The organism is Nostoc sp. DedSLP03 (assembly GCF_034530815.1).
Taxonomy (GTDB): Bacteria; Cyanobacteriota; Cyanobacteriia; order Cyanobacteriales; family Nostocaceae; genus Nostoc.
Genome location: NZ_JAVRCK010000006.1, coordinates 109,050 through 135,121, shown reverse-complemented (window position 1 = coordinate 135,121; position 26,072 = coordinate 109,050). Strand labels below are relative to the sequence as shown.

Annotated in this window: 21 protein-coding genes; 10 read left to right on the top strand and 11 right to left on the bottom strand. The window is 41.2% G+C overall.

The features are described 5' to 3' along the window. Nucleotides 1-27: 27 nt before the first annotated feature. The 6 genes from RM368_RS04860 to RM368_RS04835 all read right to left on the bottom strand — a co-directional run bounded on the left by RM368_RS04860 (nucleotide 28) and on the right by RM368_RS04835 (nucleotide 6,029). Complete coding sequence (locus RM368_RS04860) at nucleotides 28-393, bottom strand: DOPA 4,5-dioxygenase family protein (protein ID WP_322693003.1); 366 nt, start codon at nucleotides 391-393, stop codon at nucleotides 28-30. Between the two features lie 286 nt (nucleotides 394-679). Next, nucleotides 680-1,216 carry a universal stress protein gene (locus tag RM368_RS04855; protein ID WP_322693029.1) on the bottom strand — a complete coding sequence of 179 codons (537 nt, stop codon included), beginning with the start codon at nucleotides 1,214-1,216 and terminating at the stop codon, nucleotides 680-682. A 519-nt stretch (nucleotides 1,217-1,735) separates the two neighbouring features. Next, a complete protein-coding gene (locus tag RM368_RS04850) occupies nucleotides 1,736-2,248 on the bottom strand; it encodes a hypothetical protein (protein ID WP_322693002.1) in 513 nt (170 codons plus the stop codon). 29 nt (nucleotides 2,249-2,277) lie between these two features. Continuing rightward, nucleotides 2,278-3,192 (bottom strand): homoserine kinase, encoded by a 915-nt coding sequence (gene thrB / locus RM368_RS04845; protein ID WP_322693001.1) that lies wholly within the window; start codon nucleotides 3,190-3,192, stop codon nucleotides 2,278-2,280. Nucleotides 3,193-3,436: 244 nt separating this feature from the next. Further along, a complete protein-coding gene (locus RM368_RS04840) occupies nucleotides 3,437-5,125 on the bottom strand; it encodes an NAD(P)H-quinone oxidoreductase subunit 4 (RefSeq protein WP_322693000.1) in 1,689 nt (562 codons plus the stop codon). Between the two features lie 184 nt (nucleotides 5,126-5,309). Then, nucleotides 5,310-6,029 carry a response regulator transcription factor gene (locus RM368_RS04835; protein ID WP_322692999.1) on the bottom strand — a complete coding sequence of 240 codons (720 nt, stop codon included), beginning with the start codon at nucleotides 6,027-6,029 and terminating at the stop codon, nucleotides 5,310-5,312. A 587-nt stretch (nucleotides 6,030-6,616) separates the two neighbouring features. On the opposite strand from RM368_RS04835, the gene RM368_RS04830 reads away from it, so the two are divergent. After that, on the top strand, nucleotides 6,617-7,711 hold the full coding sequence (locus RM368_RS04830) for a hybrid sensor histidine kinase/response regulator (protein ID WP_322692998.1): 1,095 nt from the start codon (nucleotides 6,617-6,619) through the stop codon (nucleotides 7,709-7,711). A gap of 349 nt (nucleotides 7,712-8,060) precedes the next feature. On the opposite strand, the gene RM368_RS04825 is transcribed toward RM368_RS04830, so the two are convergent. Beyond that, nucleotides 8,061-8,243 (bottom strand): CsbD family protein, encoded by a 183-nt coding sequence (locus RM368_RS04825; RefSeq protein ID WP_322692997.1) that lies wholly within the window; start codon nucleotides 8,241-8,243, stop codon nucleotides 8,061-8,063. 846 nt (nucleotides 8,244-9,089) lie between these two features. Between RM368_RS04825 and RM368_RS04820 the strand changes: the two genes are divergently transcribed. The 7 genes from RM368_RS04820 to RM368_RS04790 all read left to right on the top strand — a co-directional run bounded on the left by RM368_RS04820 (nucleotide 9,090) and on the right by RM368_RS04790 (nucleotide 16,476). Further along, a complete protein-coding gene (locus RM368_RS04820) occupies nucleotides 9,090-9,323 on the top strand; it encodes a hypothetical protein (protein WP_322692996.1) in 234 nt (77 codons plus the stop codon). Nucleotides 9,324-9,325: 2 nt separating this feature from the next. Continuing rightward, nucleotides 9,326-11,005: a hypothetical protein gene (locus tag RM368_RS04815; protein ID WP_322692995.1), complete on the top strand. Its 1,680-nt coding sequence runs from the start codon at nucleotides 9,326-9,328 to the stop codon at nucleotides 11,003-11,005. 541 nt (nucleotides 11,006-11,546) lie between these two features. Further along, nucleotides 11,547-11,870 carry an RNA-binding protein gene (locus RM368_RS04810; protein ID WP_322692994.1) on the top strand — a complete coding sequence of 108 codons (324 nt, stop codon included), beginning with the start codon at nucleotides 11,547-11,549 and terminating at the stop codon, nucleotides 11,868-11,870. A 116-nt stretch (nucleotides 11,871-11,986) separates the two neighbouring features. Continuing rightward, complete coding sequence (gene rpsU / locus RM368_RS04805; protein ID WP_012407716.1) at nucleotides 11,987-12,175, top strand: 30S ribosomal protein S21; 189 nt, start codon at nucleotides 11,987-11,989, stop codon at nucleotides 12,173-12,175. A gap of 222 nt (nucleotides 12,176-12,397) precedes the next feature. Continuing rightward, a complete protein-coding gene (locus RM368_RS04800; protein ID WP_322692993.1) occupies nucleotides 12,398-14,158 on the top strand; it encodes a serine/threonine-protein kinase in 1,761 nt (586 codons plus the stop codon). 366 nt (nucleotides 14,159-14,524) lie between these two features. Continuing rightward, a complete protein-coding gene (locus RM368_RS04795) occupies nucleotides 14,525-15,088 on the top strand; it encodes a pentapeptide repeat-containing protein (RefSeq protein ID WP_322692992.1) in 564 nt (187 codons plus the stop codon). A 203-nt stretch (nucleotides 15,089-15,291) separates the two neighbouring features. Next, nucleotides 15,292-16,476, top strand: a complete 1,185-nt coding sequence (locus tag RM368_RS04790) for a M20 family metallopeptidase (protein WP_322692991.1) — start codon at nucleotides 15,292-15,294, stop codon at nucleotides 16,474-16,476. Between the two features lie 81 nt (nucleotides 16,477-16,557). On the opposite strand, the gene RM368_RS04785 is transcribed toward RM368_RS04790, so the two are convergent. The 3 genes from RM368_RS04785 to RM368_RS04775 all read right to left on the bottom strand — a co-directional run bounded on the left by RM368_RS04785 (nucleotide 16,558) and on the right by RM368_RS04775 (nucleotide 20,781). Next, a complete protein-coding gene (locus tag RM368_RS04785) occupies nucleotides 16,558-17,610 on the bottom strand; it encodes a hemerythrin domain-containing protein (protein WP_322692990.1) in 1,053 nt (350 codons plus the stop codon). A gap of 264 nt (nucleotides 17,611-17,874) precedes the next feature. Further along, nucleotides 17,875-19,338 carry an ABC transporter substrate-binding protein gene (locus tag RM368_RS04780; RefSeq protein ID WP_322692989.1) on the bottom strand — a complete coding sequence of 488 codons (1,464 nt, stop codon included), beginning with the start codon at nucleotides 19,336-19,338 and terminating at the stop codon, nucleotides 17,875-17,877. A 72-nt stretch (nucleotides 19,339-19,410) separates the two neighbouring features. Further along, nucleotides 19,411-20,781, bottom strand: coding sequence for a serine/threonine-protein kinase (locus RM368_RS04775; RefSeq protein WP_322692988.1), 1,371 nt, complete (start codon nucleotides 20,779-20,781; stop codon nucleotides 19,411-19,413). Between the two features lie 635 nt (nucleotides 20,782-21,416). Here RM368_RS04775 and typA point away from each other — a divergent pair. Further along, entirely contained in the window at nucleotides 21,417-23,207 is a 1,791-nt protein-coding gene (typA, locus tag RM368_RS04770; RefSeq protein ID WP_322692987.1) for a translational GTPase TypA, read from the top strand. Between the two features lie 686 nt (nucleotides 23,208-23,893). After that, nucleotides 23,894-25,975 carry a cation:proton antiporter gene (locus RM368_RS04765; RefSeq protein WP_322692986.1) on the top strand — a complete coding sequence of 694 codons (2,082 nt, stop codon included), beginning with the start codon at nucleotides 23,894-23,896 and terminating at the stop codon, nucleotides 25,973-25,975. Here RM368_RS04765 and RM368_RS04760 read toward each other — a convergent pair. After that, nucleotides 25,943-26,071 (bottom strand): hypothetical protein, encoded by a 129-nt coding sequence (locus RM368_RS04760; RefSeq protein WP_322692985.1) that lies wholly within the window; start codon nucleotides 26,069-26,071, stop codon nucleotides 25,943-25,945. The two genes, RM368_RS04765 and RM368_RS04760, sit on opposite strands and share 33 nt — an antisense overlap. Between the last annotated feature and the right edge of the window lies 1 nt (nucleotide 26,072).

Here is a 26,072-nt window from a genome sequence, read left to right as displayed (position 1 = left end):
TTTACCCAACAATGTTGTTTACTTTTCTTAATTGGATAAAGTCGGACTAAGCTGTTGAAGAAACTCAATATTTAAATCTAGCTTTTCTCCTAACCATAGGGAATGAACTGCATGATCTGCCACAGCATCCCCTGTCTCAGGATGAACGAGAATATTCAATCCCTCACGATTGAGCATTAACCAAGGAACGACTTTCTCAAACTGATTCGGTAAGAAAGCAACTTGATACATCGCTTGTGGATGGGGCCCGATCGGCTTGTCAAACCAGCGTCCGAGTTGCACCTCAAACCTAGCGCCTAATCCTTCACGTACGCGCGCAGCTACATCCCGACTCGCAGGATCGAAGTAAACATGAGCATGAAAACCAACGATCTCAATAGTATCTTTTTCCATAGATCCACTTTTCGATCTCAACTCTAATTTTGGGTAGCTGACTTTTTATTTTTTACTATAAATCTACGACGAGCTACGCCCACGCTCAATTTTAGCCCAATACAGTGTAGTTAGCGATCGCTTGTTGGAGATTGAATTTACAGAGATCGTTGATTGAGATAACTAACTTTTATGGGGTAGGCAGTATACTGAGCGTTATCGTTAACGCGGCCTCTTGCAGAGAAGTAGCGATCGCGCCATTTTGCCCACCCTAATTATGCAAGTTAAATGTGGAATAGCTTAGTAGTTAGTTAACGCTGAAAGCGCTTGTAGTTTCTTTGACAACTTCATCTCTTTTAGGAGTAACTGAAAGATGCACAACATGCACTGAACAAGGAGCATGGTGAAGAACGTAGTTACTCACACTACCGAGAAATAGTTCCATCAGCCGAGAATGGCCCCGACGCCCCATAACAATTAGATCGGCGTCACAACTATGGGCTAAATCACAAATAATCCGACCAGGACTACCAACATTTTGTGTAAATTCCGTAATCACACCTGCTGTATTTGCTTGGGCACAGAAAGATTGCAACATCTGGATTCCTAGATTTTTAAAAGTATCCCACTGTCGTTGGTATAACTCAAAGCTTTGACTGGTCAATCCTGGATAGTAGTCCATATTAGACAGCATAGGTACATAAGGACTACCCTCTTCTTCGGAAGACAGGACATGAAGTAACATTAAGCTAGCTTGTGTTAACTTTGCTAAATCTAATGCTTCCTGAAAAACCTGTTGCCCTATTTCCGAGCGATCTAATGCAACTAGAATCTTTTTAAACATCATATAGACCTCCGATTTCATTGGTAATTGGTCTTTACGGTTTCGGGTTTCCAGATGCTGGATTGTCAAAAATGACTAATCCCTCAACTATGTTTAGCGACTTTTGAATTTTAAATCTCTTAAAGGTTTTCGCACTATATTTATATTTATAGCAAAACAATTTGAGGAACTTGTGAGGAAAGCCAGCATTTATCTTTGAGCATGAGGGAGCATCTCATTTTGGAATAAATATTTTTGGGTACTGAGCCTAAATCCCTCTCTGAAAATTGTTGCAAATAAGCTAGGAACAGGATTGTAGAACAAGGCGATCTGCGGATATTTGACAAAAGCAGAAGAATGTAAATGACAAAAATTTTCTAGGCGATCGCTAACCACAAACTGGAAAATTTGAGTGGATAACTATCAATGTTTTTGCTCTTGTTTTAAGTAAGTTATATTTTTGTTGAGAAAGATTTGGGTAATGGATAGCCTAAAAGAAAATAGGTCAATGTATTGGATACAAACGAAAAGAGTAAAGTATTAAACAATCCGGTTGACAATTGTCCACACTTCTCCATCAGAGCGGACATAGGGAACGGAGATTGTCTTCAAGCCAGTAATAAAGGGCTTGTAATAAATCTGCCAATACATTGGACTCAGTTGATTGGCACAAGCCTTAAGAAAACGGACTTCTGCGGCCAGTTCACTTGCTAGTTGATTAATGCGTTCAGCATGAACCTGAGCTACTTCTTTCGCTTCTTCTAGCTGCTGCTGTTGGATAAGTTGTCTGGATTCACCTTGCCAACGCACTAACTTACCTTGTTTTTGTTTTATCTTGCCTTCTAAAGCGGCGATCGCTGCATCTATACCTTGGAGTTCAACTGATAATTGAGCATTTTCTCTGGCTTGACGGCGGTAAGCTTCTACCAGCGCCTGGGGTGAATCATTCTCGCCAGAGATGATATTACTTTTTATCGTGAGTGCAGCGCGTTCTTCTAAAAGAGCCTGAATTTGAGATTTAAGCGCTGCTATTTCAGCCTGAGTTTGCTCCATAAATCGAGTTTTAAGTGCTGAGTAAAATATTAAAAGCTTTTTGCGCCTTGGGTATCTAGAGAAAGCGATCGCACCTCGGCTGTAATTCCTTCTTCTTGCCAAGCAGCTAACATCGCCGCCTCTACTTCCTTTGAGTGTAACTTATCCGCCAAAGCTAACAGTGTCGGCCCCGCGCCACTAATCACCATACCATAAGCACCAGCACTAACAGCTGCAATGTTGAGAGCATCATAACCAGGAATCAAAGCTTTACGATAGGGCTGATGCAATCGATCTTGCAAAGCTGTCTTTAACCATTGTCCGTTACCAGTTTCCAAGCCGCGCAACAATAAGCCCAAATGGGCGGTATTGAAAATCGCATCGGCGCGACTTACTTCTGTTGGCAGAACGCCCCGCGCTTGTGATGTAGAAAGTTCAAAATTAGGAATAGCCACAACTGGCACAACATCTTTATGCCAGGGAACATCACAAATTTCCCAACCTGCGCCACTGGTAGCAGCCAGACGACATCCACCCAATAAAGCTGGAACTACATTATCAGGATGTCCTTCCATTGCGATCGCTAACTCCATCACCTGCGACTGAGATAGAGTTGCACCCTCTAGTTGGTTAGCCGCAACTAATCCACCAACAATTGCTGTCGCCGAACTACCCAAACCCCGCGCCAACGGAACACCTAACTTAATCTCTATTTTCACAGTCGGCGGTGTCTGCTCTATATGTTGATAGAACTTGACAAACGCTTGGTAGAGAAGATTACTTTCATCAGTTTGGACTCGTTGGGCTTCTGTACCAGTGACATCAATAGTTAACCCACCTTCTTCCAGCCGAGTGAACTTGAACTCGTTGTACAGCTTTAAAGCTGCACCAATACAATCAAAACCAGGCCCCAAATTAGCAGTTGTGGCGGGAACGGTAACAGTGATGGTAGAAACAACAGACATTGGTAAAACTCACTAATCATCAACCAGCATCCCATGTATTGGTATCACTTTGAGGCTAGTTTTTAAACCTAATAAAAACGCATATAGCGATCCTAAATGAGTTGTGAAAATCGAGAGACTAAGATCCCCGACTTCTTTGAGAAGTCGGGGATCTTATTGTTCATAAATGATTTAGGACTGTTATGGACGGGTAGTACTTAGTTGTAGGCATCGCTCTTTTTGACAAGTCTATTGGTCAACAAGATTACTTCAAAGTTCCTAAAACGGGCGCTACTTCAACTTCTGAAATTTGCGGAACCAAGAATCCCTTGGCATAAATCTGAGGATTGGTTTGCGAGACTATGGCATAAGATTGGCGAAGATTAGCATTGACTGCAACGGTCTTCACATCGTACATCTGCATCGCCATTTTGGGATAAAAACCAATACCAATAATCATCAGCAGAAAACAGGCGGCGATAAATACTTCACGCGGTCTAGCATCTTCGTAGACTGCATCTTCTGGTACAAGACAGTCTGTACCAAAACAAACTGTTCCCTCATCTTCTCGATTTTCCAAGCCTGCATTATTAATGTCGCATAACAGTGCTGCATCTTTACCATAAAACACTTCTCGCAGCATGGAAAGTAGATAAATCGGTGTGAGGATAACTCCAACTGCGGCGAGAAAAACTGTGACGGTGCAGAAAGTCGAACTGTAAACGTCACTGCTTGTTATTCCAACAAATACCGAGAGTTCGCCAGCAAAACCGCTCATACCGGGAAGTGCCAGAGATGCCATTGCTCCGATTGTAAACAGGGCAAAGACTTTGGGCATGGCTTGACCAATACCGCCCATATCTTTCATTACCATTGTGTGGGTGCGATCGTAAGTAACACCTGCTAAGAAGAACAGCACTGATGCAATCAAACCATGCGAAATCATCTGCAACATCGCGCCGTTGATTCCCAAATCAGTGAAGGACGCAATCCCAAGCAGTACAAATCCCATGTGAGAAATCGACGAATAAGCTAAACGCCGCTTCATATTGGTTTGAGCAAAGGAGTTCAATGCACCATAGATAATGTTGACAACACCGAGAATGGCTAGAACTGGCGCAAAATAAATGTGTGCATCGGGAAGCAACTCAAGATTCAGGCGAATCAGTCCATATCCGCCCATCTTCAGCAACACACCAGCTAATATCATCGATACAGGAGAGGATGCTTCGCCGTGGGCATCAGGCAACCAAGTATGCATCGGGAAAACAGCAAGCTTGACACCAAATGCAATCAACAATCCTGTATAAAGTAGCAGTTGTAGTCCAAGAGGATATTCCTTCTCAGCCAGGGCGGTTATATCAAACGTCATATCACCGCCGCCGTATAGCCCCATTGCCAGGGCTGCCACTAAAATAAATATAGAAGCAGCTGCGGTATACAACAAAAATTTTGTAGCCGCATAACGACGCCTTTGCCCACCCCAAATGCAGACTAATAGATAGACGGGAATCAGTTCTACTTCCCACATGATGAAAAATAGCAGCAAGTCTTTAGCAACAAACACCCCAACCTGTGCCGAATACAGCACCAGCATCAAAAAATAGAAGAGGCGGGGTCGGCGATCGACTTGCCAAGCTGAAAAAATCGAGAGTGTGGTGACAAATCCGGCTAAAAGCACAAGTGGCGCTGAAAGCCCATCGACTGATACCGCCCAGTTAAAACCTAACTGAGGCACCCAGGCATAATTTTCCACCATTTGAAAACTAGCACTGCTGGCATCGTAATGCTTCCAAAATGCGTAGCACATTAATCCAAAATCTGCAATACCTACACATAGTGCATACCACCGCACGAATTTACCATCTTTATCAGGTAACACAGGGATAAGCAGGGAAGCAACAAGTGGCAGTAAGACAATTGCGGTAAGCCAGGGAAATCGATCCGCTATCATGTATGTATAGAAAAATACTTATTTAGTCAATTATGTCATTCTACTAAACTTTGTAACGATTTCTTCATAAATTTTTTTCCCAGTTAACTGCTTTGACCAAAAAACAATTTACTGGAGACTGGGAAAGAAATATTTTTATTTGTTAAGTATTCTTCTGTACACAGTTGATGATGGTTTTACTTGCTTACGGTACTAATCCGGCCCGCAACGCACGGACAGCAGCTTGTGTGCGGTCAGCAACACAGAGTTTATTGAGAATACCTCGAACATGAGTTTTGACAGTACCGACTGTTAAATAGAGCCTTTTGGCAATTTCTGCATTGTCACAGCCAGCGACAATCAACTCTAAAACATCCATCTCTCTATGAGTTAAAGGATAGCTGACTATACTTTTCTCAACATCTGGGTCAATACCTTCAATCAAAACTCTTTTTCCAGATGCGTTTTTGTTGCCATCGGGGAAATCTTGACGTATTTGTTGTAGTACAAGGTCTGCGATCGCTGGATCGATCCATGAGCTACCTGCATAAGTCGTTTGCACAGCTTCTACTAGTTTCTCAGTTTCTATATCCTTCATACAATAAGAATCTGCACCTGCTGCAAATGCTGCTAAAACTGCTTGTTCGCTATTTTGCATCGTTAAAATTAGCAGCTTTGTTGTATAGTCCTCATTATCTGCCTGATATTGCCTAAATGTGCGTGTTAGCTCAATACCATCCATGTCAGGCAAACCAATGTCAATCGTAGCAACATCCGGCTTGAGAGTTTTCAGAAGCTTGATACCGTCGGCTGCATTGGCTGCTTCACCAACAATGTTAAACTCTGGCTGGGTTTGTAAAGCAGACCGCAAGCCGATTCTTGTCAGGTTATGATCTTCAATCACAAGGATCTTGATTTCACTCATAGTTGCTTAACTTTACTGTTATTTATCTAAAGTACAGATTAAAATAATCTCGTTCTTCTATTCGGGATCTTATACAAAAAGCAATGCGTTTGGTATTATTCCCTGAACTTCATCTACCATTAGACATAGATAACATTATCTCGTAAGCTTTTCTAAGGCAAGAGTTTCGATATGATAATATAATTCAATCAAAAAATATTTTTATACATAAACCCAACGCCCGATGTGTTATGCTATACAAATTTTCAGAAGAAATCTGATAGCAAGTAAAAGTAGGTGATTATTAAGTAGTTATCTTTGCTTTGAGCGGTATTATGCACATAAAAGCGACTAAAATAACTTACTCTAGCACTCAGGCACTCATATTAATTGGAGAATTTAGGCGACTAGTATACTTACGGAAAGAGTATTTGTATAATACAAATAGTACACATATTCAAGAGAAAAGCAGTGTAATTACGCAAAAAAAGGTATTAAACTCAGAAAACTCTAAAAGAAAATGTTAATCCTTAATAATCTCAGCGCTGGTGAAGTAAGCTATTACTAGATTTGCTAGGGATAGCCAAGCACTTCTTTTTTATTTAGCCATGTCTTTACCTAAAACTGTCAAAAAAGATAAAATTCTCGTTGTTGATGATATTTTTGACAATCTACTGGTCTTAGAAGCAGTCCTAGACGATGAGGACTATGAAATTAGCTTGGTAGAAGATAGTAAGATTGCTCTGGCTATGGTTGAAGAGTCACCGCCAGACATAATTCTCTTAGATGTGATGATGCCGGAGCTAGATGGCTATGAATTTACTCGGCGCATCCGACAGAATCAGGCGTTGCCATTTATCCCAATTCTGCTGCTCACGGCTCACTATGAGTCTAGCGTAGTTGAAGGACTAGACGCTGGTGCAGATGACTTCATTCGCAAACCATTCGATCCTGATGAACTCCATGCAAGGGTGCGATCGCTCCTGCGCCTCAAGCATAGTATCGACGAACGAGATCAGATGGCGAACCTTCGTGCAGATTTCGTCTCCCGTTTTACTCACGATTTACGCATCCCTCTAGTAGCCTCTAACCGCGTATTAAAATTATTGCTGGAAGGCAGGTTTTGCGATGTTTCGCCACAATTGCAAGAAATAATTAATACCATGATTGGCAGCAATCAAGACTTGCTGGAAATGGTAAATACCTTGTTAGAAGTTTATCGTCATGAAGCAGGCTGTAAAACCTTAAAAATTTCTGCCTGCAATATTCAAGAATTAGTTAGTGAAGTTTGCCAAGAATTAACTCCTTTAGCTGAAGAAAAAGGATTAGCTGTAAACATCGATCTAAGTGAAACTGCAAGCACCATTATGGGCGATCGCTTAGAACTGCGGCGAGTTTTGACAAATATTATCGGCAATGCTATCAAATTTACAGACAAAGGCTCTGTAAATATTCACTGTTATCTGACTCCGATAGCTGTGAATATTGATATCCAAGATACAGGGCCAGGAATTTCTAAACCAGATCAGGCAATATTATTCGAGCGATTTCGTCAAGGAAAACACCAACGTTCTGGTAGTGGCTTGGGATTATATCTTTCTCGCTGTATTATCGAAGCACATCAAGGCACAATCGATGTGACATCTGAACCAGGCAAGGGTAGTACATTTACTATCCGCCTACCTTTAGCTGACGAAAACTAAAAGTAGGCGACAAAAATGATTACCCTAATAACGCTGTTAGTACAATAGTATAAGTAGAGTTACCTTGTGATGTTGGGATGTTTGTTAAAAGATAGGTAAATAGAATATTAATTATGAATTAACACCTTTGAAAAAATCAGTAATAGATTGAGAAAATGCTTTGCGATCGTTATTTTCAAAATGGCTGAAAATCTTAGGTAAAAAACAGAGTGAATAAAGGGAGAAGGTTCAGTAAATCATTATTTAACTTAAACCTTCTTCCAAAATAAAATTTCACCTATTACATTACCATCAAAATCTAACTACTTGAACAAATTGTTACAGCGAGGAAAACCTCTATCACGCTGTACTATTCTAAAGTCTTTTTAACTTCATCTTTGATATTTTCAGTGGTGTTACGTACTTGGGCTTCAGCTTGTTTAGCTTTACCTTCAGCTTTATCTTTAGGATCGCCAGTTACTTCGCCAATTGCTTCTTGTACTTTACCTTCGACGTTTTTAGCAAAAGCTTTTGCTTTATCTTCGATACTCATTTTTTTTGCTCCTTAAATATGTTACGTAGTCATTAGTTATTGCTTGCTTTCAAAGCGCTGCAATATCTATAGATTAGTTTTAAATAACTTTCGATTCTTCTATCTGACGATGTTTTTATGACAAATATTTGTATCCATTGTAGATAACTATTTAAAGGTTAAATTCATCTTAAGAATTCAACTAATATCCACAAGAGAGAAAGATACCATTATATTTTTCATTCTTAAGACAAGATAATTTATAACTTTAGGTAGATAGTGATGCTGATAAACAGCAACTTGGCTTATTACAACTGGATATAGTAAATATGTCAACAGTGTGAGGGGGCTTTCAGCTTGGTGGTAGTAGTGCAATATCAGTGAGCCTGTGTATTCAATTCCGAGTAAACGATCGGGAAACCGCAAGGGCGCAATGGCTCCCCAACCTACGTAGTTTAAAGTTTTTGGGGCTAATGCAAGCGTATTGAGTTATATATTAGTCACATCTTTCTTAACAGTCACTTATTAACCTGCAATCTGCTGTATATTGTTTCTGTAATTCTGACTACTTAAAGCTTGTACTAGAAATAACTAACACTAAAAATAGTTGCAATTTCAGTAAATACTTTAGGAGCAGAAGCTTGCAGAATAAGGATTTTGTCACAAAATTTAGCAGAAATCAACATAATTGTTTAGGTTTTAACTGAAGAATAATTTAGCTAGTGCAAGAAGGCATAGATAAGTCTTAGTAGCGACTTTGAAATACCTAATAGAACTTGTGATTAATTTCTGCTCAAAGACAGCAGGAACAATTCTCCACGTTTATTTCTAGCTTCTTACTTGTAGTATTTATGAAGATATTTATTTATGCAATCAAATTCTAGTAATCAACCAACTCCCAACTCTCAATATATAGACTACAAAATGCCAACTGATTCGTCTGTTAACATTTTCATCGGATATTCTATCTTGATTCCAATGATTGTGTTTGTCGGGTTTAATATCTATAAGCAATACCGGACTGCTGTTTTTTGCCGACAAGTTGCTTATTTAGAGAAACTGTGGCATTTGAATATTAAAAAAGAGCTTGAAGAAAAATAATAATGAAGTACTTATTTCTAGTTTGGGTGCTTATATTCTCTTTAGTCGCTCCTAGTGCGGCGATATCTGACAACAAGCCGCTTCTCGACGAGAGCCTACACCAACACGTCTACACTGAAGTAAAACAGCCATACAACTTAATATCTGGACTTGGCACAATCCATCATCCAGTTTCTACTTCTAATTCCCAAGCCCAAAAGTTTTTCGAGCAGGGATTAAATTTAATTTACGCTTTCAATCATGATGAGGCAGTGCGTTCTTTTCAATACGCTGCCAAACTCGATCCGCATTTAGCGATCGCATATTGGGGTGTTGCTTTAGCCTTGGGGCCCAACATTAATTCAGAAATAGACCCCAATCGGGAATTAGCTGCTTACCAAGCAGTACAGCAAGCTTTGGCCCTTTCTACCCAAGCTTCCACCCAAGAACGAGACTACATTAACGCCTTAGCAAAACGTTACTCTCAAGATGCCGATGCTGATTTGTATCAACTAGCAGTAGATTACGCCAAAGCAATGGGAAACCTAGTCAAGCGCTATCCTGATGATTTGGATGCAGCGACACTTTACGCTGAAAGCTTGATGGATCTGCATCCTTGGCAGCACTGGACTAAAGATGGTAAGCCACAGCCAGATACAGAAAAAATTGTGGCTGTTTTAGAATCAGTTCTCGAACGTAACCCAAATCATGCCGGAGCTAATCATTACTATATTCATGCAGTAGAAGCCTCACCTTCTCCAGAACGGGCCCTTGTCAGTGCTAATCGGCTCGGAACTCTAGCGCCAGCAGCAGGACACTTGGTACACATGCCAAGTCATATTTATTTTCGTGTGGGAGATTATCAAAGGGCAATGCAGGCAAACGAGCAGGCGATCGCTCAAGATGATATTTACATCAAAAAATATCAAGTCCAGGGCACTTACCCCATGATGTACTACAACCACAACGTACATTTCCTCATGGTGGCCAGCAGCATGGCAGGAAGATATGAAGATGCTCTGAAATCCGCAGATAAATTAGTTGCAAATGCTACTGCAATTGACCCCTATGCACCAATGCTTGAGGGATTCCTCGGTAGCAAAATGCTGATTCAGACACGCTTTAGTGATTGGGATGCCATCTTCAAAACTCCTGCTCCCGAAGCTAAATTACCCACTACCTCTGCACTTTGGCATTTTGCTCGCGGTATGGCAAGCGCAGCCACAGGCAAACTTGAAGATGCAGCAAGTGAAAGTCGGGCATTACTGGCTGCCAAACAGGGAATTTCCACTAAAGCAACCATTGGATTCAGTCCAGCCAGTACTATTTTAGACATTGCCTCAAAAGTTCTAGACGCCAAAATTGCTAGAGAAAAGCATGATTATGAATCTGCTATCCAATTACTAGAAAAAGCAGTAGTAGCAGAAGATGCCCTTAATTACGTGGAACCACCAGACTGGTACTTTCCGACGCGGGAATCTTTGGGTGCTGTGCTTTTGGCTAAGGGTGACTATAGAGAAGCTGAGAAAGTCTTTCGTGCCGATTTAAAAAAATATCCCCATAATGGACGTTCTCTATTTGGCTTGCAGGCAACTTTGCAGGCACTAGGCAAAGATGAGGCCGCTCAACTTGTCAAAGCTGAATTAGAGACTGTTTGGAAAGGTGATGTTCGGCAACTTAACATTGCAACTTTGGTTAATTAGTCGAACATGATGTTACGCCACTGACTCTCCTTTTCCAAAAAAAGAGGCTAGCGCCAAAGAAAAAGACTCGCGATGCTTGCTGTTATAAGCATCGCAGTTGCTTTTATAGCAGGTTTTCCCAAAGAGTACAAGTCACAATAGTTTTATATTTGTTGCCTGACTTTGCCTTTCGTATTAAAATCTTGAAGTAATGCTTCATGGTGAATGCAGTCAAACGTTCAATTCGGATATTCAAAGATGCGCCCCTGCATGTCTGATTTTCTATATCACCCTACAGAATTTATCTTATTCCATTTCCAACCCCTTTTTGCGGTGGATTGTACTTAGGGTATGTGGGGGCGGGCGATCGCACCTAAGCGATCGCATCACTGGTTAACTATCTAGTGGATGCAAAGAGTTGGCTCGTATGTCATCCTAGATTTATGAGAGTTAATTCAGCGATGTCTTTGGTTTTAGTATTGAAAGGCTTTTTCCTTTTAGTATTTACAGACTTCTGAGAGAAATTAAAATCTCTACACAGTGATGATTTTGGAGAGAATCGATGTCAATTTATGTAGGTAACCTCTCTTATGACGTTACACAAGAAGATTTAAGTGGTATTTTTGCAGAATATGGTACTGTAAAGCGCGTTCAAGTACCTACTGACCGTGAAACAGGTCGTCCGCGCGGCTTTGCTTTTGTGGAAATGGGAACTGAAGCTGAAGAAACTGCTGCCATTGAAGCTCTCGACGGTGCTGAGTGGATGGGTCGTGACTTGAAAGTTAACAAAGCTAAACCCAAGGAAGACAGAGGTGATAGAGGTTCCTTTGGTGGTAACAGAGGAGGATACGGCAACCGCGGCGGTGGCGGTGGCGGACGGTACTAACCTTGGAAACAAAAACTTACCAAGAGTCTTAAGGTCAGACAAACAACAGTCTGTCTTTTTTTTGTAATGTTACCGCCTGCATAGCCATTGATGAAGTCAACTTAGTAGGAGAAATAATGACCCAAGTAATTGTAGGTGACAATGAACACATTGAGTCAGCCTTACGACGATTTAAACGAGAAGTTTCCAAGGCGGGAATTTTCCCAGACATGAGAAAGCATCGTCATTTTGAAACACCCTTAGAAAAACGCAAGCGCAAAGAAGTTGCCAAGCACAGACAAAGTAAGAGAAGTTTTCGTAATTAAGGGCTGAGATACAGCAGAATTCAGTCCTTCTGAATTCAGGAGTAAAACAGGCTTTATACCTTGCTTTGAGACCAAGCTTGTGTACTTCACCTTCCTGAAAATTCGCTGTAAATATGAATGAATTCCCTCATAGATTCTATGGGGGTTTTCCTTTTATCTATTTTAAAATCAGGAAACCTAAAGAAACGCTAAAATCAAGTCAGCCTTTGTATTGTAGCGGTTGTGTCCCACATTACTCAGAGTGCGGTTCACTGCATAAATCCTGATTGTCAACGTCCTTATCCTCAGCCTTGGGGAAACAAATTTTGCAACAGCTGTGGCGCACCGCTAGAGTTGTTAGACCGCTATGTTCCAGTTCAGCCCTTGGGATCGGGAGGATTTGCTCAAATCTACACAGTTTGGGATGAAAAAACTCAAACAGAGAAAGTGTTGAAAGTATTGGTAGAAGATTCGCCGAAGGCACTGGAGTTATTTACCCAAGAGGCGGCAGTTTTATCCGGTTTGCACCATCCAGGTGTCCCCAGAGTCGATGCCGAAGGGTATTTTCAGATACAACTGTTTAACCCCAAACCGCACCAACTGCCTTGTCTGGTAATGGAAAAAATCAATGGGCAAACTTTAGAGGAGATATTAAAAAACTTTCCCCAAGGGTGTCCAGAGAATTTGGTTTTAAATTGGTTTGCCCAAGCAGTGCAAATTTTACAAGAATTACATAAACGTCAGATTCTTCACCGAGATATCAAACCTTCTAATTTAATGCTGGGTACATCTTCGTCATCTGTAACCCCGTCTCCAGGGCAAGCAGAGGGCGATCGCCTGGTGTTAATTGATTTTGGCGGAGCGAAACAATTTAGTGCCTCTAAGCTGCGTTCTGTGTCTAGTTCCACGCGATTATTTTCTTCTGGCTACAGTCCACCAGAACAAGTGACTGGAGGTATTGTTGGGCCAAGTGCCGATTTTTATGCTCTTGGTCGAACGGTGATTGAACTACTAACAGGCAAATACCCACTAGAGTTGGAAGATCGGCAAACGGGTAAATTGCGCTGGCGAACTGAGGTGAATGTCAACCCGCAACTAGCAGATTTGCTGGATGAGATGGTGCAGGAAGATGTGCGATCGCGTCCAGCGAATGCAGCTATAATTCAAAAACGTTTGGCGAAGATTTCTCAACCATTACCGCCACCAGGGTTATTTGCCCAACTGCAAGACAAGATAAAGCTTGCCTCAACGCAAGTTTCCCAGAGATTTACACTGATAACACAAGCTATCGAACAAGTTTTAGCTAACTTTAGCCTAGCTCTCACCAAAACCATTATTTTTATCGCTCAGACAATCATCAAAATTCTCCGAGCTTGTTTGGCGACGATTTGGGCGATTGTACTAAGTACTATCGGCGCTTGTTTTGGTGCGATCGCTGGTTTTATTTTGGCCTATCACACCAGCTTAGGGCCTCAGATTGTAGAATTTCTTGGGAGTCAGCTAAATCAATTAGTACCAAATACTCAACCTGTCTTCGGGACAGATATTTTAGTGTTTGTCGCCGCAGGCTGGGGAACTGCTTGGGGATTGACAGTATCTGGGTGTTTTGGTCAACGGCGGCGGTTTTTAGTGGCTTCCTTGATGGGCATGATTAGCTATGGCTTCGGCTGGTTGATTTTGCAACTAATCACCCCAAAAGATAGCGGCGAGGGCTTAGTGGCAGTGATTTTAGTAGCAGTTTGCTTACTTACCTTGAGTTTAGGACTTCGCAGCCATCATGTAGTGTACGCTGTGTTCGCGGCCTTTGGCAGTGCGATCGCCTATGCCATTTTGATTCTTTTGAATTTAGCACCCCCAATTTTCCAATTTACCAGTCAACCAGGTTGGTCAGAGTTATATTCACCTCTGACTTTTTTTGGCTCTGTAGGCTTCTTTATCAGCTTCTGGTTAGGAGTGAGTTACTACCTAATTGTCCCTGGACTGCGCCTTTTAGGATGGCGGTGAAGAGGCAGGGGGAGAAATCAATTCAAAATTCAAAATTCAAAATTCAAAATTGAAGATTCAATGCCCAATGCCCCATTCCCCATGCCCAATGCCCAATGCCTAAAAACAAGATCCCCCTAGTCGTATTTTTATCGAGCTAGGGGGATCACATATTTGGTAGTCTATAATTGGTTCGGTATAGTTCCTTACGATTTGATTCTATAGCCTATATTTCCGTTTGAGTAGTCTTACTACTAGAATTTATAGTATTTTTACAGCTTCTTAATCAATGCTTCATCCCTGTACTTCCTTACAGAAGCAGTATATGTAAGGATGGCAGTACGTGATGTTCGTAACTTGTCATTTTTGTAAATATCAGTAAAAAATATGAAACTTAAGATTGTTGCCACCGTCTCGCTGTTAGCTTGTTTAGGGTTTGCAGAGCAGGCTCTTGCATTAAATCAGCTAGACTTGGATCAGTTAAAGGCAACAAGTGCCTGTCCTCGGTGTAATTTGAGTGGCGCTGACCTAAGTAGGCTGAATCTAACTGGAGCAAATTTGCGAGGGGCTGACTTGAGCGGCGCTACATTATCTCAAGCTAATCTCACAAATGCCGATCTCACTGGTGCAAATTTAGAAAATGCGATTCTGAATTCGGCGAATCTCAATGGTGCTTCTTTAACTGGAGCAAATTTAAAATCAGCATCCCTGGAAAATGCCGATCTGTCTTTTGCTGGTTTTATCAGCGCCAATTTAGAAGCAACAAACTTAAAAAATGCAATATTGCAATTTACTAATTTTCGAGGGGCTAACTACCGGCTAACAACTCTGGCTAATGGTGTCGTCACGTCCGACAAACCCTATGGCTGGTCGTTAGAGCGTCCAAACCCCAGAGAATGTAACGAGTTTAAACCCGAAAATACTTTAGGCACAACCTGCTATTCAAAATAAACTGGGAGTAGGGAATGGGGAATGGGGCATTGGGCATTGAATCTTCAATTTTGAATTTTGAATTTTGAATTTTGAATTGATTTCTCCCCTGCTCCCTGCTCCTCTGCCTCCTTCAACCCCTATCCTTGTATAGCAAAAGCATTTTGTTTGTTAACAGTTCTTTATCATGGGAAAAAAGCCTAGCCTATAGATTAATTAAATCGATGCTTACCCATATAAAAGACTTAGCAGCAAAACTAGCGCCCCGCTTAATTGAAATTCGCCGTCACATCCACTCTCACCCAGAACTCAGCGGTCACGAGTACCAAACAGCAGCTTTCGTGGCTGGTGTTTTGTCTTCCAGTGGACTGCACGTACAAGAAGGAGTTGGCAAAACGGGCGTAATTGGAGAACTTCAGGGCACTGGCCAAAATGACCGGTTATTGGCAATTCGTACTGATATGGATGCCTTGCCAATTCAAGAGGGTACTAATTTAGAATATGCCTCTCGTGCAGATGGGATTATGCACGCTTGCGGTCACGATGTTCATACCACTGTAGGGTTAGGAACGGCAATGGTGCTGTCCCAAATGACTGAGGAATTAGGTGGGAAAGTGCGGTTTTTATTTCAGCCAGCCGAGGAAATTGCTCAAGGGGCAAGCTGGATGGTGAAAGATGGGGCGATGGAAAATGTCTCAGCTTTATTAGGGGTTCATGTTTTCCCTTCTATACCCGCAGGTTCTATTGGGGTGCGTTACGGGGCATTAACAGCCGCCGCTGATGATTTAGAGATTCTGATTATGGGAGAATCTGGACACGGGGCGCGTCCCCATGAGGCGATTGATGCGATTTGGATTGGTTGCCAAGTGATTACGGCACTGCAACAAGCTATCAGCCGGACACAAAATCCTTTGCGTCCTGTAGTATTGAGTATCGGGAAGATTAATGGTGGCAGAGCGCCGAATGTAATTGCCGATAAAGTGCAGTTATTAGGAACTGTGCGATCGCTCCATCCCGAAACCCGTGCCCATCTCCCAAACTGGATTGAAAACATTGTATCTAATGTTTGCCATACCTACGGAGCAAAGTATCAAGTCAATTATCGCCAGGGTGTACCCAGCGTCCAAAATGATTACGCCCTGACGCAATTGTTACAATCAGCCGCAGAAGAAGCTTGGAGTAGCGATCGCGTTCAAGTACTACCCGAACCTTCCCTTGGTGCTGAAGATTTTTCTATATATTTGGAACACGTCCCCGGTTCCATGTTTCGCTTGGGTGTTGGCTACAAAGAAAGGATCGTTAACCACCCATTACACCATCCCCAATTTGAAGTCGATGAATCTGCAATTATTACCGGAGTTGTAACTATGGCATACACAGCTTATAAATACTGTCAGCAAAATTTGTAAACAAAAACTCCCAGCATTTATCTGCTGGGAGTTTTTGTTTAACTAACCTTTTTTAGAGGATATAAAAAGCTCGAAAGCATTCTATACATTCGACTCGCTAACAACGCCCAATTTCTCTTGAATTTTGGTCTTAGCGGCTTTGAATTCAGTAGCCAGTTGCTCGCTTTCATCGCTGCTCAAGTTGTTACGAATAGCAGCAAACATTGTGCTTTCTTCTTGACGAATATGGTCGCCAACAGCTTCCATTAGCTGTCTAACTCGATCTTTGAATTCAGATGAAGAAGGACTAATACCCTTAATTTGGTCTAACACCTGCTTCATTTCAGCCTGTTCGTCAAACAGTTCTTGGGTGTTATCTTGACCGTAGAAAGGACGTACTCTTGGATAGACTACTTCCTCTTCAGCTTCAGCGTGGGCACTCAAATCCTTGTAAATTTGACCGAAGTACTCTTGGATCTTCTGCGGATCGTTGCTTTGCAGTAATTCGGTGAACAGGGTATTTACCTTGTTGTGATCGAGGCGGATGACATCTTGGATATTTAGATCCTTTTTATCGCTGTTTTGGGTGACAGCGCTACCTACCACACCACTGACTGCGGCCACAGCGTCTTGAACCCGTGCCCAAATTCCTTGATCTGCATCTTGTCCAGTAAGTTCGCGGACACCCAGAACCTCTAGAACGCCTTTAAGTTGCTCTTGGTGAGCGCGGTTCTCAAAGTTAATGGTATTTAATGGCCCGATCGCTAGCAACACATCAGCGCCAACTTTTTGAGCAGCTTTGTGAACTATCAAGCCACTCATTACTACTTGATGTTTCAGCAATTCATGCTGAGAGACTTTTTCATACAGGCTTAACTCAGAACCTTTGAACAATTCGCGAGCTTTTTCAATGAATTGTGTAACATTTTGTTTGGGTTCAGCCTGAATCCCATACTGACCAATTACAGTTTCTAAAATCCCAAGGTTTTTTTCATCATCTTTGATAAAATTTCGGATGCGATCGGCAATTTCAGCATCAAGCCCTTGCGTCAAAAGCGATTGTTCATTTTCGATGACCAACTGTTGCAGAGCTTTAAGACTTGCCAGTTTTACAGCAATAGCATTGCGTTTCGTATCATCTAAAGTAGTAACCATCCGTGTTCTCCTCGGCAAAGTGTTCGTAATTCTTACTTGATATAACCTTGACATAGGGGTTAGGAAGATTCCATCTTTCTTTTGAGCGATCGCTCTCACAACTCTGGGTAGATAAATCAAACTTTTCGTTAGAGAAAAATAGAAGCGAGCGCTTCTATTTTTGATTGCCATCAAATTAAGCAGTTTAGTATGACATTCAAATTGAATAAATTACCTATTTGAAAGCAATTTATATCTTTAGAATGACAATTAAGATCGAAAAAACTACTTCTTATTCAAGAGGGCAAAATTGTAACCAGTTCCACTAGAGCAAGACTCGCAACGCTCAATTTTGACAAGCATTGCTTCTCCTTGACGCTCCCCAGATGCCGAAAACTGAATCATTCCGGTTGCTCCAGATGTTGAAAAATTGGGATTAGACAATACCCTTTGTAATCCTTCGCGGGTACTATCTTTTTTTAAACCAGCAATAATTGCTTGGAGTGCATCATAAGCTCCTGCTGTTCTCTGATTTACTTGAGCATTCCAAAGCTGAAAGGCATTTTTTGCAAAGGGGTTATCTTTATTAGCATCACGATGCCAATACACAGGTAATACCATTCCTTCGAGATCCTTGCCATTTTGCAAAGTTGTAGCGCTGTACATAGTTTCAGAAGCAAACAATGGCTTTCTACCTTTAACTTCTTGTGCTACTTTGGTGGCAAAGTAGATATTTCTGATTGAAGGCATTAGTAAAAAGCCACTTGCATTTTCTGTTTCTATGGCTTTATTTACAAAAGCTTTAGGGTCAAAATCCTTATCTGCTAAATTGCAAGGCGTACTAATAACGTTGCTGCCATAATTTTTGATAGCTTGAGTGTACTTTTCTACAAGTATCTGATTTGATGAAGAGGTTGGATTATCTCTTGAATTACGAACATCGCCACAAATAGCAACATTTCTTGCTTGTCGAGCAATGTAGCGAGAATGAGTATCTACTAAATTATCATATAATGGATTTACGTGAAATAAGTAGTTATTTGTGTAACTATTAGGCTGACTATTTAATGTATTATTATTTAACTTTCCTGAATTTTCTGCTTGATTTGGTAGCTCAACGGGCAAAACTAAAACCAAACCTTTCTCTTTATATATTTCTGCGTTACGTCTAACACCCACAGCAGCTACAAGGCTTTTATCTTCAACTAATTCATTATCTAGGCGTACAGAATCTTCTCTATTATCAGCACTTGCAATTACAATTTGCAATTTTTTACCATTAATTCCTTCTTGGGTATTAACTTCATTTTGAGCTTGAGCTACACCGCGTAAAATCTCTTCTGCTAAACTAGGGTCGAAGTTAATTGGTGCGACGATCGCAACTTTTATAGCTGATGAATTATCTCGCGCTATTTTGGCATTATTTAAATAAATTAAAGTTTCTGGATCGTTGCGATTATTTTTCAGAGAATCAGTAAACTTTTTAACGGCAGTAACGTAATCTTTTTCAGCAAAAGCTTTAACTCCATCTGTTTTTTCTGGGGATGTTTGCACTTTCACCAAAATCCTTGTACCCAAATTCATTAATGACGACTTATTTGTAAATGAAGATGAAGTTTGTGTGGGGTTTGATGGTGTTGTTACGATAGTAGAAGATACTTTGTTAATTAACCATAAAATAGCTGCTACCATTACCCCAGCCAGACCAAGAGAAATAAGCAGTCTCAAATTTTCTTTTTTATTTGTCATGAATAATTACCAATCTATTACAAAAATTATTTTAAATAAAAAGATTTATGACAATTGGATAAAACCAAAAAACTAAAGATATTTAGCAATCAGGTTGTTGATTATTTCCGATATACCCACAATAATAACTGTCAATAAACCTGCTAGAATAACTAGCAATCCTACAAGTAACAGCCCATTTAAACCAGCTTTGAAAAGATTATTAGTTAAAAGATTTCTGAAAATAAAGACAACGAGTAAATTGGCGATGATAGCAATAACAATTAAATAAGCCTTTTCTAGAAGTGGGCGAGATTGAATAAAGACTAATCCTCCTAAAATGAGCAACCACAATCCAGAGCTAATCCAAGTCGTTCCGAGAAAACTTATAAGTGCGATTGCTAAAAATGAACTACCCGATCCAGCTATGATTGCTCCAGATAATAATCTCCTGTTAGATAATTGTGGTAGATATCGAGTTGATTGATGTTGATTTTGCGGTTGCGTCCTTGATGGTAGAGTAGGTGGAATAACTGTAGGAGGTGATGTATACCTTAGCGGTGGCAACTTCTTTAAGTCTTGTAAGACAGCCTGTGCAGATTGATAACGCTGTTCGTGATTTTCTTGTAAACACTTGTTAAGAATCATCTCTAATTCTTGACTTATGGGTTGCGTTAAATGCTGTCGCCAACTAGAAGTCCAACCATAGCCTTGTTTCATCCACAAACTCGAAGGAGAGATATTGGTCAGCAGTTGAAAGCAAGTTATTCCTAAACTGTAGATATCACTAGACAGAAAAACTTTACCCGTTTGCATTTGCTCAACTGGTGCATAACCTAATGAACCAATAATTGTCCCGATCGTAGTGTTTGTAGGTTCCGTTTTTTGTTTTGCCACTCCAAAATCAATTAGTACTAACTTTCCATCATTTTGACGGCGAATAATATTTTCTGGCTTAATATCTCGGTGAATTACTTGTTGTTGATGTATGTCTATCAGTACGAATAATAAATCATTTAAAAAACCTCGAATTTTGGCTTCATCAAAAACTCCCTGTTGTTTTAACTCTTGCAACAGATTTTGTCCTTCGATAAACTGTTGCACTAAATACAGATATTCAGCTTCCTTAAAATATGCATATAAATTAGGAATTTGGACATGTTCTCCTAGTTCTTTGAGACGTTTGGCCTCTCGTTCAAACAACTCAGTCGCTTTTTTATGTGCCTGACTACCCTGACTGGCATAAAATTGACTTAGAACCAGCTGCTTAACAACACATCGTTCATTGAGCTTGTCTATATCTTCTGCAATATATGTGCGTGAAAAACCTCCTCTCCCTAATGGTGCGATGATTCGGTAACGATTTCTCAATAGCGATACCAACTGCGTGCCACAACTGAGGCAGAAATTTGCCCCGTCAGGATTTTTGGGATTCTCGCAATTAGGATTTAGGCAGCAGACCATATAACTATCGCTGTCATTTTATTAGTTTTTAGAATATACCTTAAATTCTCTAGAAGCTTTACATTGTAAAGTCTCTACATAGCTAATGGCGTAGGCGTAGCCCGCACTTCGACAAGCTCAGTAACCATCGTAGACATCGCTTTTTGCTTTTTTAAACAATTGACCTAGCTCTACATTGTGGGAATTCTGTGTGAGTTGAATATTTTTGTAGAGATACCTACTTCATTCTAGTCAATAGAAACCAGGCTTGGCGATCGCTTCTCTTCGATCCCAAACACGAAATAACCTGACTTTTAGTAGCCAGTAACTTCATCTCTCTGGGACAAAGATCGTACTTTTCACCAAAGCATTTCAATGACTAAATTCCTCTATGCGAATCAACCGCAATTCTCAAAAGCAATACAGCCCTTCAGTTAACAGCTGTTTGTCACAGAAGCTTTTTTTATCCCATCAACGCCGTAATTACCACACATCTCGATTGTGGGGTTTACAAAACTCCCCGCAATTGTGACGATTACGCTAGAATTATTAAAGGTTCTTTACAGAATTTGCCGATCCTTCTCAATTCTGTTAAAACAGCCTAGCATTCAAATGTAAATCTTATAAACACCCTCTAGAGTTCACCAAAAGCTTCTATGACGCTCCCAATTCGCAACGTCGCCATTATCGCCCACGTTGACCACGGCAAAACCACGCTGGTTGACGCACTCCTCAAACAATCCGGCATTTTCCGCGAAGGCGAAGACGTTCCGGATTGCGTTATGGACTCCAACGCCCTAGAACGGGAACGGGGTATTACTATCCTGTCCAAAAATACAGCAGTTCGCTACAAAGAAACATTAATTAATATTGTCGATACTCCTGGACACGCTGACTTTGGTGGCGAAGTTGAACGGGTACTCGGCATGGTTGACGGATGTCTTCTGATTGTCGATGCCAATGAAGGCCCCATGCCCCAAACGCGCTTCGTTCTGAAAAAAGCATTAGAAAAAGGGTTGCGCCCCATCGTTGTCATCAACAAAATCGATCGCGGTCAAGCTGACCCCCACGTTGCAGTTGATAAAGTCTTGGATCTGTTCTTGGAATTAGGCGCAGATGAAGATCAGTGTGATTTTCCTTATCTGTTCGCCTCTGGAATGGGAGGTTTTGCGAAGGAAACCTTGGAAGCAGAATCGGTAGACATGCAACCTTTGTTTAACGCGATTCTGAAACACGTTCCATCACCAGTGGGCGATCGCAATAAGCCTCTACAATTACAAGTCACAACCCTAGATTATTCTGAATATCTGGGACGGATTATCATTGGCAGAATTCACAATGGTACTATCCGTTCAGGACAGCAAGCCGCTTTGGTAACAGAAAATGGCACCATCGTCAAAGGTAAAATTACCAAATTGATGGGCTTTGAAGGTTTGAAACGGGTGGAAATGGAAGAAGCAACCGCAGGTTATATTGTAGCGGTGGCTGGTTTCGCTGATGCTTACATTGGGGAAACGATTACCGATCCTAACGAACCCCAAGCTTTACCACTAATTAAAGTGGATGAACCCACCTTGCAAATGACCTTCTGGGTGAATGATTCGCCCTTTGCGGGTCAAGAAGGTAAGTTGGTGACATCAAGACAAGTGCGCGATCGCCTTTTCCGCGAACTTGAAACCAACGTGGCTTTACGCGTGGAAGAAACCGATTCTCCCGATAAATTCCTCGTTTCCGGTCGGGGGGAACTCCACCTGGGTATCTTAATTGAAACCATGCGCCGGGAAGGATTCGAGTTTCAGGTATCTCAGCCACAGGTTATTTACCGCGAAGTCAACGGTCAACCTTGCGAACCTTACGAACTCTTGGTGTTAGACATTCCTGTTGATGCCGTGGGTAGCTGTATCGAACGCCTGGGACAACGCAAAGGCGAAATGCAAGATATGCAACCAAGTAGTGGCGATCGCACCCAGTTAGAGTTTGTCATTCCCGCCCGTGGTTTGATTGGTTTCCGGGGTGAATTCATGCGGATGACTCGTGGCGAAGGCATCATGAACCACAGCTTCTTAGACTACCGTCAACTCAGTGGCGACATTGAAGCCCGTAACAAAGGCGTTTTAATCTCCTTTGAAGAAGGCGTTTCTACCTTCTACGCCATGAGGAACGCCGAAGATCGAGGAGCATTCTTTATTACTCCCGGTACAAAGGTTTACAGAGGTATGATTGTGGGCGAACACAATCGTCCGCAAGATTTGGAACTAAATATCTGTAAAACTAAACAGTTGACCAACCACCGTGCTGCTGGTGGCGATGAATTGGTGCAACTGCAAGCACCGATAGACATGAGCCTAGAGCGTGCTTTGGAATACATCGGCCCCGATGAATTGGTGGAAGTTACACCCCAATCAATTCGTCTGCGGAAGATGTCGAAGAAGTTGGCAAAACGGTAAGTAAAGCAATAACTTAATTAATTTAGAAAGTCCGCATCAGCGGGCTTTTTTGTTTGCTAGGTGTGTAACAATCATTTTTTAAATGAATATATAGCACAATACAGTTCAGTTAAGCTTTTTTCTCTCCCCCTGCCTCCCCTGCCTCCCCTGCCTGCCTTAACAGATAAATTTTGCTTAACCCAAGCCCAAGCGTATTGATATATAGCAGGAGGCAGGAGGTAAAAACCTTGCTATTCCTGAGATTTACGCTTGTCATTATGTCCTAATCTACCTGGCAACTGCTATAACAAGGAATAGAAGTATAATAATGCCTGATGTTTATTACACATCAGCCAAAGTAAGCTGCACTTAAATCATCCTGTCTTAGGAAAGTTAGTCAAAGAATTTAGACCAAAAATTTTTAGATCGCTTAGTAAAAGTATTAATATTACCTTATCTTGTATCACATCAAAAACTGTTTGGATTAGTCAAAACTAGGCGTAAGCGCCACCCTTGAGATTGACGCTTACACCAAACAAATTTGGGCTTTAACTTCTTAAGTTGACACCAATGATTGCTTGCGATCGCAACAATTATGCTGTTAAAGATTTAATTATATGTAACCAATAAAACTGAATTATACAAAAAAATTAAGTAAAATTTCGTATGCATTTTGTACATCTACTATCTAGGCTGATTTATTACACATGACACTGAACTCGCTCACAGACAGTCCTATTGTTGCATTTACAATTCTCCTAACAGTAATCTTTACTGTCCCTCCGATATTTGAGCGACTGCGACTACCTGGATTAGTGGGGTTGTTGGTTGCAGGTATATTACTAGGACAAAATGGACTAAAGTTGTTAAATCCTGAGTCTGAAACTATCAATCTGCTCTCTGAGATCGGCAAACTTTATTTGATGTTTGTGGCAGGTTTAGAAATTGACTTAGAGCAGTTTCGTAAAACTAGAAATCGCTCAATCGGGTTTGGCATTTTAACATTTTTAGTTCCAATGATTGCTGGCATTGCTACAGGACGATTATTCAATTTGGGTTGGAATGCCTCCGTCCTCATTGGTTCTTTGCTAGCCTCTCATACCCTCTTGGCATATCCAATTGTGAGTCGTCTGGGAGTGGTAACGAATGAAGCTGTAACTGTCACCATTGGTGCCACAATTTTTACTGACACAGGTGCTTTGCTGGTATTAGCGATTTGTGTCGGAATTCATGGAGGAGAATTCTCCGCCATGAGTTTAGCAATTTTATTAGGTGGATTAGCAATTTACACTGCTGTTGTCCTGTTTGGCTTTGACTGGGCGGGAAAAGAGTTTTTTCGCCGCTCTGGGGATGAACAAAGTAACCAGTTTTTGTTTATATTACTAGCATTATTTTTGGCATCTGTCGGAGCGCAGGTAATTGGAGTTGAGAAAATTGTTGGTGCTTTTTTAGCAGGTTTAGCTGTCAACGATGTTCTAGGACGTAGCCCAGTCAGAGAAAAAATTGAGTTTATTGGTAGTGTTTTATTTATCCCTTGTTTCTTTGTGGACATGGGATTATTGATTAATATTCCTGCATTTATCAAAACCCTCAGTTCAATTTGGCTGACTCTGGTAATTGTAATAGCTTTGATTGGCAGCAAATTTATAGCAGCATTCTTAGCCAAATTATTGTATCGCTACAACACGGCCCAATTGCTAACGATGTGGTCATTATCGCTACCACAGGTAGCAGCCACACTAGCAGCAACCTTGGTTGCTTATCAAACGGTAAATCCTGCTGGTGAGCGCTTAATCAGTGAAGCTGTCTTAAACAGCGTGATTGTGCTTATGCTGGTAACTGCAATTCTGGGCCCCATAATAACAGCACGATTTGCTCCTTCACTACAGCTTTCTCAGACAGATTTTGAAACAGATAGTTTGACAACTTGGTGGCAAGGTAATGAAGATGAGCAAGTAGAAAAAAATCAATATCCATTTACTGTACTAGTGCCAATATACAACCCCCAAACCCAACGGTATTTAATCGAAATGGCATCACTACTGGCTAGTCATGAATCTGGAAAAATTGTGCCATTAGCTATTACTAGAGCACATATTCACATGGATGATCCGCAATTAGTAACAGCGCTTAACCAAAGTCGAGAAAGATTGAATTTAGCTAAAGAAATCAGTCAAGAATTTCAGGTGGAAGTATCACCAGCAATTCGGATTGATGATGATGCAGCTTTGGGGATTAGCCGCACCAGTCGAGAACAAAATGCTAGTTTAATAGTGATGGGTTGGTCGCAGACAACAGGTTTACGCGCCCGCTTATTTGGTAATGTTATTGATAGCGTCTTCTGGTCTTCTCACTGTCCGGTTGCAGTTACACGCCTCTTGAGCAGTCCCAAGACAATCCAAAGAATTCTTGTACCAGTTGGAGACTTAACGCGCCAAACAATCGGTGCTTTAAGGTTTGCTCAGATTTTGGCTGATGTCAATCAGGCGGAAGTTGTGCTTTTACACGTGTGCGATCGCAAATCACCCCCAAATCGAGTAGAAAGATTTGTGTCTCAATTGTCTGACATCACTTCTAAAAGCCAGTTACAGGTAAATACGAATATCCAAACAATCAGGGGTGATGATGTCGCAAGAGTCGTAATTCGGGAAGCTCAGACGTTTGATTTAGCAGTATTACGTTCCGTTCGTTATCGCACAGCCGGAGGATTAGCAGTCAGTGAAGTGACAACGCAGATGATTCAAGAATTGAAGTGTTCAATTGTGTTGTTGGGAGAGCCGAATTCGTGATGTGCGAGTCAACGCTAGTAAAATAATTGCGATCGCTTTTGCCTCAGTGATGGGAATCCACAAGAGCGATCGCGTGGTTTGATAACTATTCTCCAAG

Bases quoted from the DNA above. Each gene is read 5' to 3' on its own strand.
- rpsU (WP_012407716.1), top strand. From the start codon at position 11,987: ATGACCCAAGTAATTGTAGGTGACAATGAACACATTGAGTCAGCCTTA.
- thrB (WP_322693001.1), bottom strand. From the start codon at position 3,192: ATGTCTGTTGTTTCTACCATCACTGTTACCGTTCCCGCCACAACTGCT.
- RM368_RS04820 (WP_322692996.1), top strand. From the start codon at position 9,090: ATGCAATCAAATTCTAGTAATCAACCAACTCCCAACTCTCAATATATA.
- RM368_RS04765 (WP_322692986.1), top strand. From the start codon at position 23,894: ATGACACTGAACTCGCTCACAGACAGTCCTATTGTTGCATTTACAATT.
- RM368_RS04825 (WP_322692997.1), bottom strand. From the start codon at position 8,243: ATGAGTATCGAAGATAAAGCAAAAGCTTTTGCTAAAAACGTCGAAGGT.
- RM368_RS04810 (WP_322692994.1), top strand. From the start codon at position 11,547: ATGTCAATTTATGTAGGTAACCTCTCTTATGACGTTACACAAGAAGAT.
- RM368_RS04860 (WP_322693003.1), bottom strand. From the start codon at position 393: ATGGAAAAAGATACTATTGAGATCGTTGGTTTTCATGCTCATGTTTAC.
- RM368_RS04850 (WP_322693002.1), bottom strand. From the start codon at position 2,248: ATGGAGCAAACTCAGGCTGAAATAGCAGCGCTTAAATCTCAAATTCAG.
- RM368_RS04780 (WP_322692989.1), bottom strand. From the start codon at position 19,338: ATGACAAATAAAAAAGAAAATTTGAGACTGCTTATTTCTCTTGGTCTG.
- RM368_RS04795 (WP_322692992.1), top strand. From the start codon at position 14,525: ATGAAACTTAAGATTGTTGCCACCGTCTCGCTGTTAGCTTGTTTAGGG.
- RM368_RS04785 (WP_322692990.1), bottom strand. From the start codon at position 17,610: ATGGTTACTACTTTAGATGATACGAAACGCAATGCTATTGCTGTAAAA.
- RM368_RS04835 (WP_322692999.1), bottom strand. From the start codon at position 6,029: ATGAGTGAAATCAAGATCCTTGTGATTGAAGATCATAACCTGACAAGA.
- RM368_RS04775 (WP_322692988.1), bottom strand. From the start codon at position 20,781: ATGGTCTGCTGCCTAAATCCTAATTGCGAGAATCCCAAAAATCCTGAC.
- RM368_RS04830 (WP_322692998.1), top strand. From the start codon at position 6,617: ATGTCTTTACCTAAAACTGTCAAAAAAGATAAAATTCTCGTTGTTGAT.
- RM368_RS04790 (WP_322692991.1), top strand. From the start codon at position 15,292: ATGCTTACCCATATAAAAGACTTAGCAGCAAAACTAGCGCCCCGCTTA.
- RM368_RS04855 (WP_322693029.1), bottom strand. From the start codon at position 1,216: ATGTTTAAAAAGATTCTAGTTGCATTAGATCGCTCGGAAATAGGGCAA.
- RM368_RS04840 (WP_322693000.1), bottom strand. From the start codon at position 5,125: ATGATAGCGGATCGATTTCCCTGGCTTACCGCAATTGTCTTACTGCCA.
- RM368_RS04815 (WP_322692995.1), top strand. From the start codon at position 9,326: ATGAAGTACTTATTTCTAGTTTGGGTGCTTATATTCTCTTTAGTCGCT.
- typA (WP_322692987.1), top strand. From the start codon at position 21,417: ATGACGCTCCCAATTCGCAACGTCGCCATTATCGCCCACGTTGACCAC.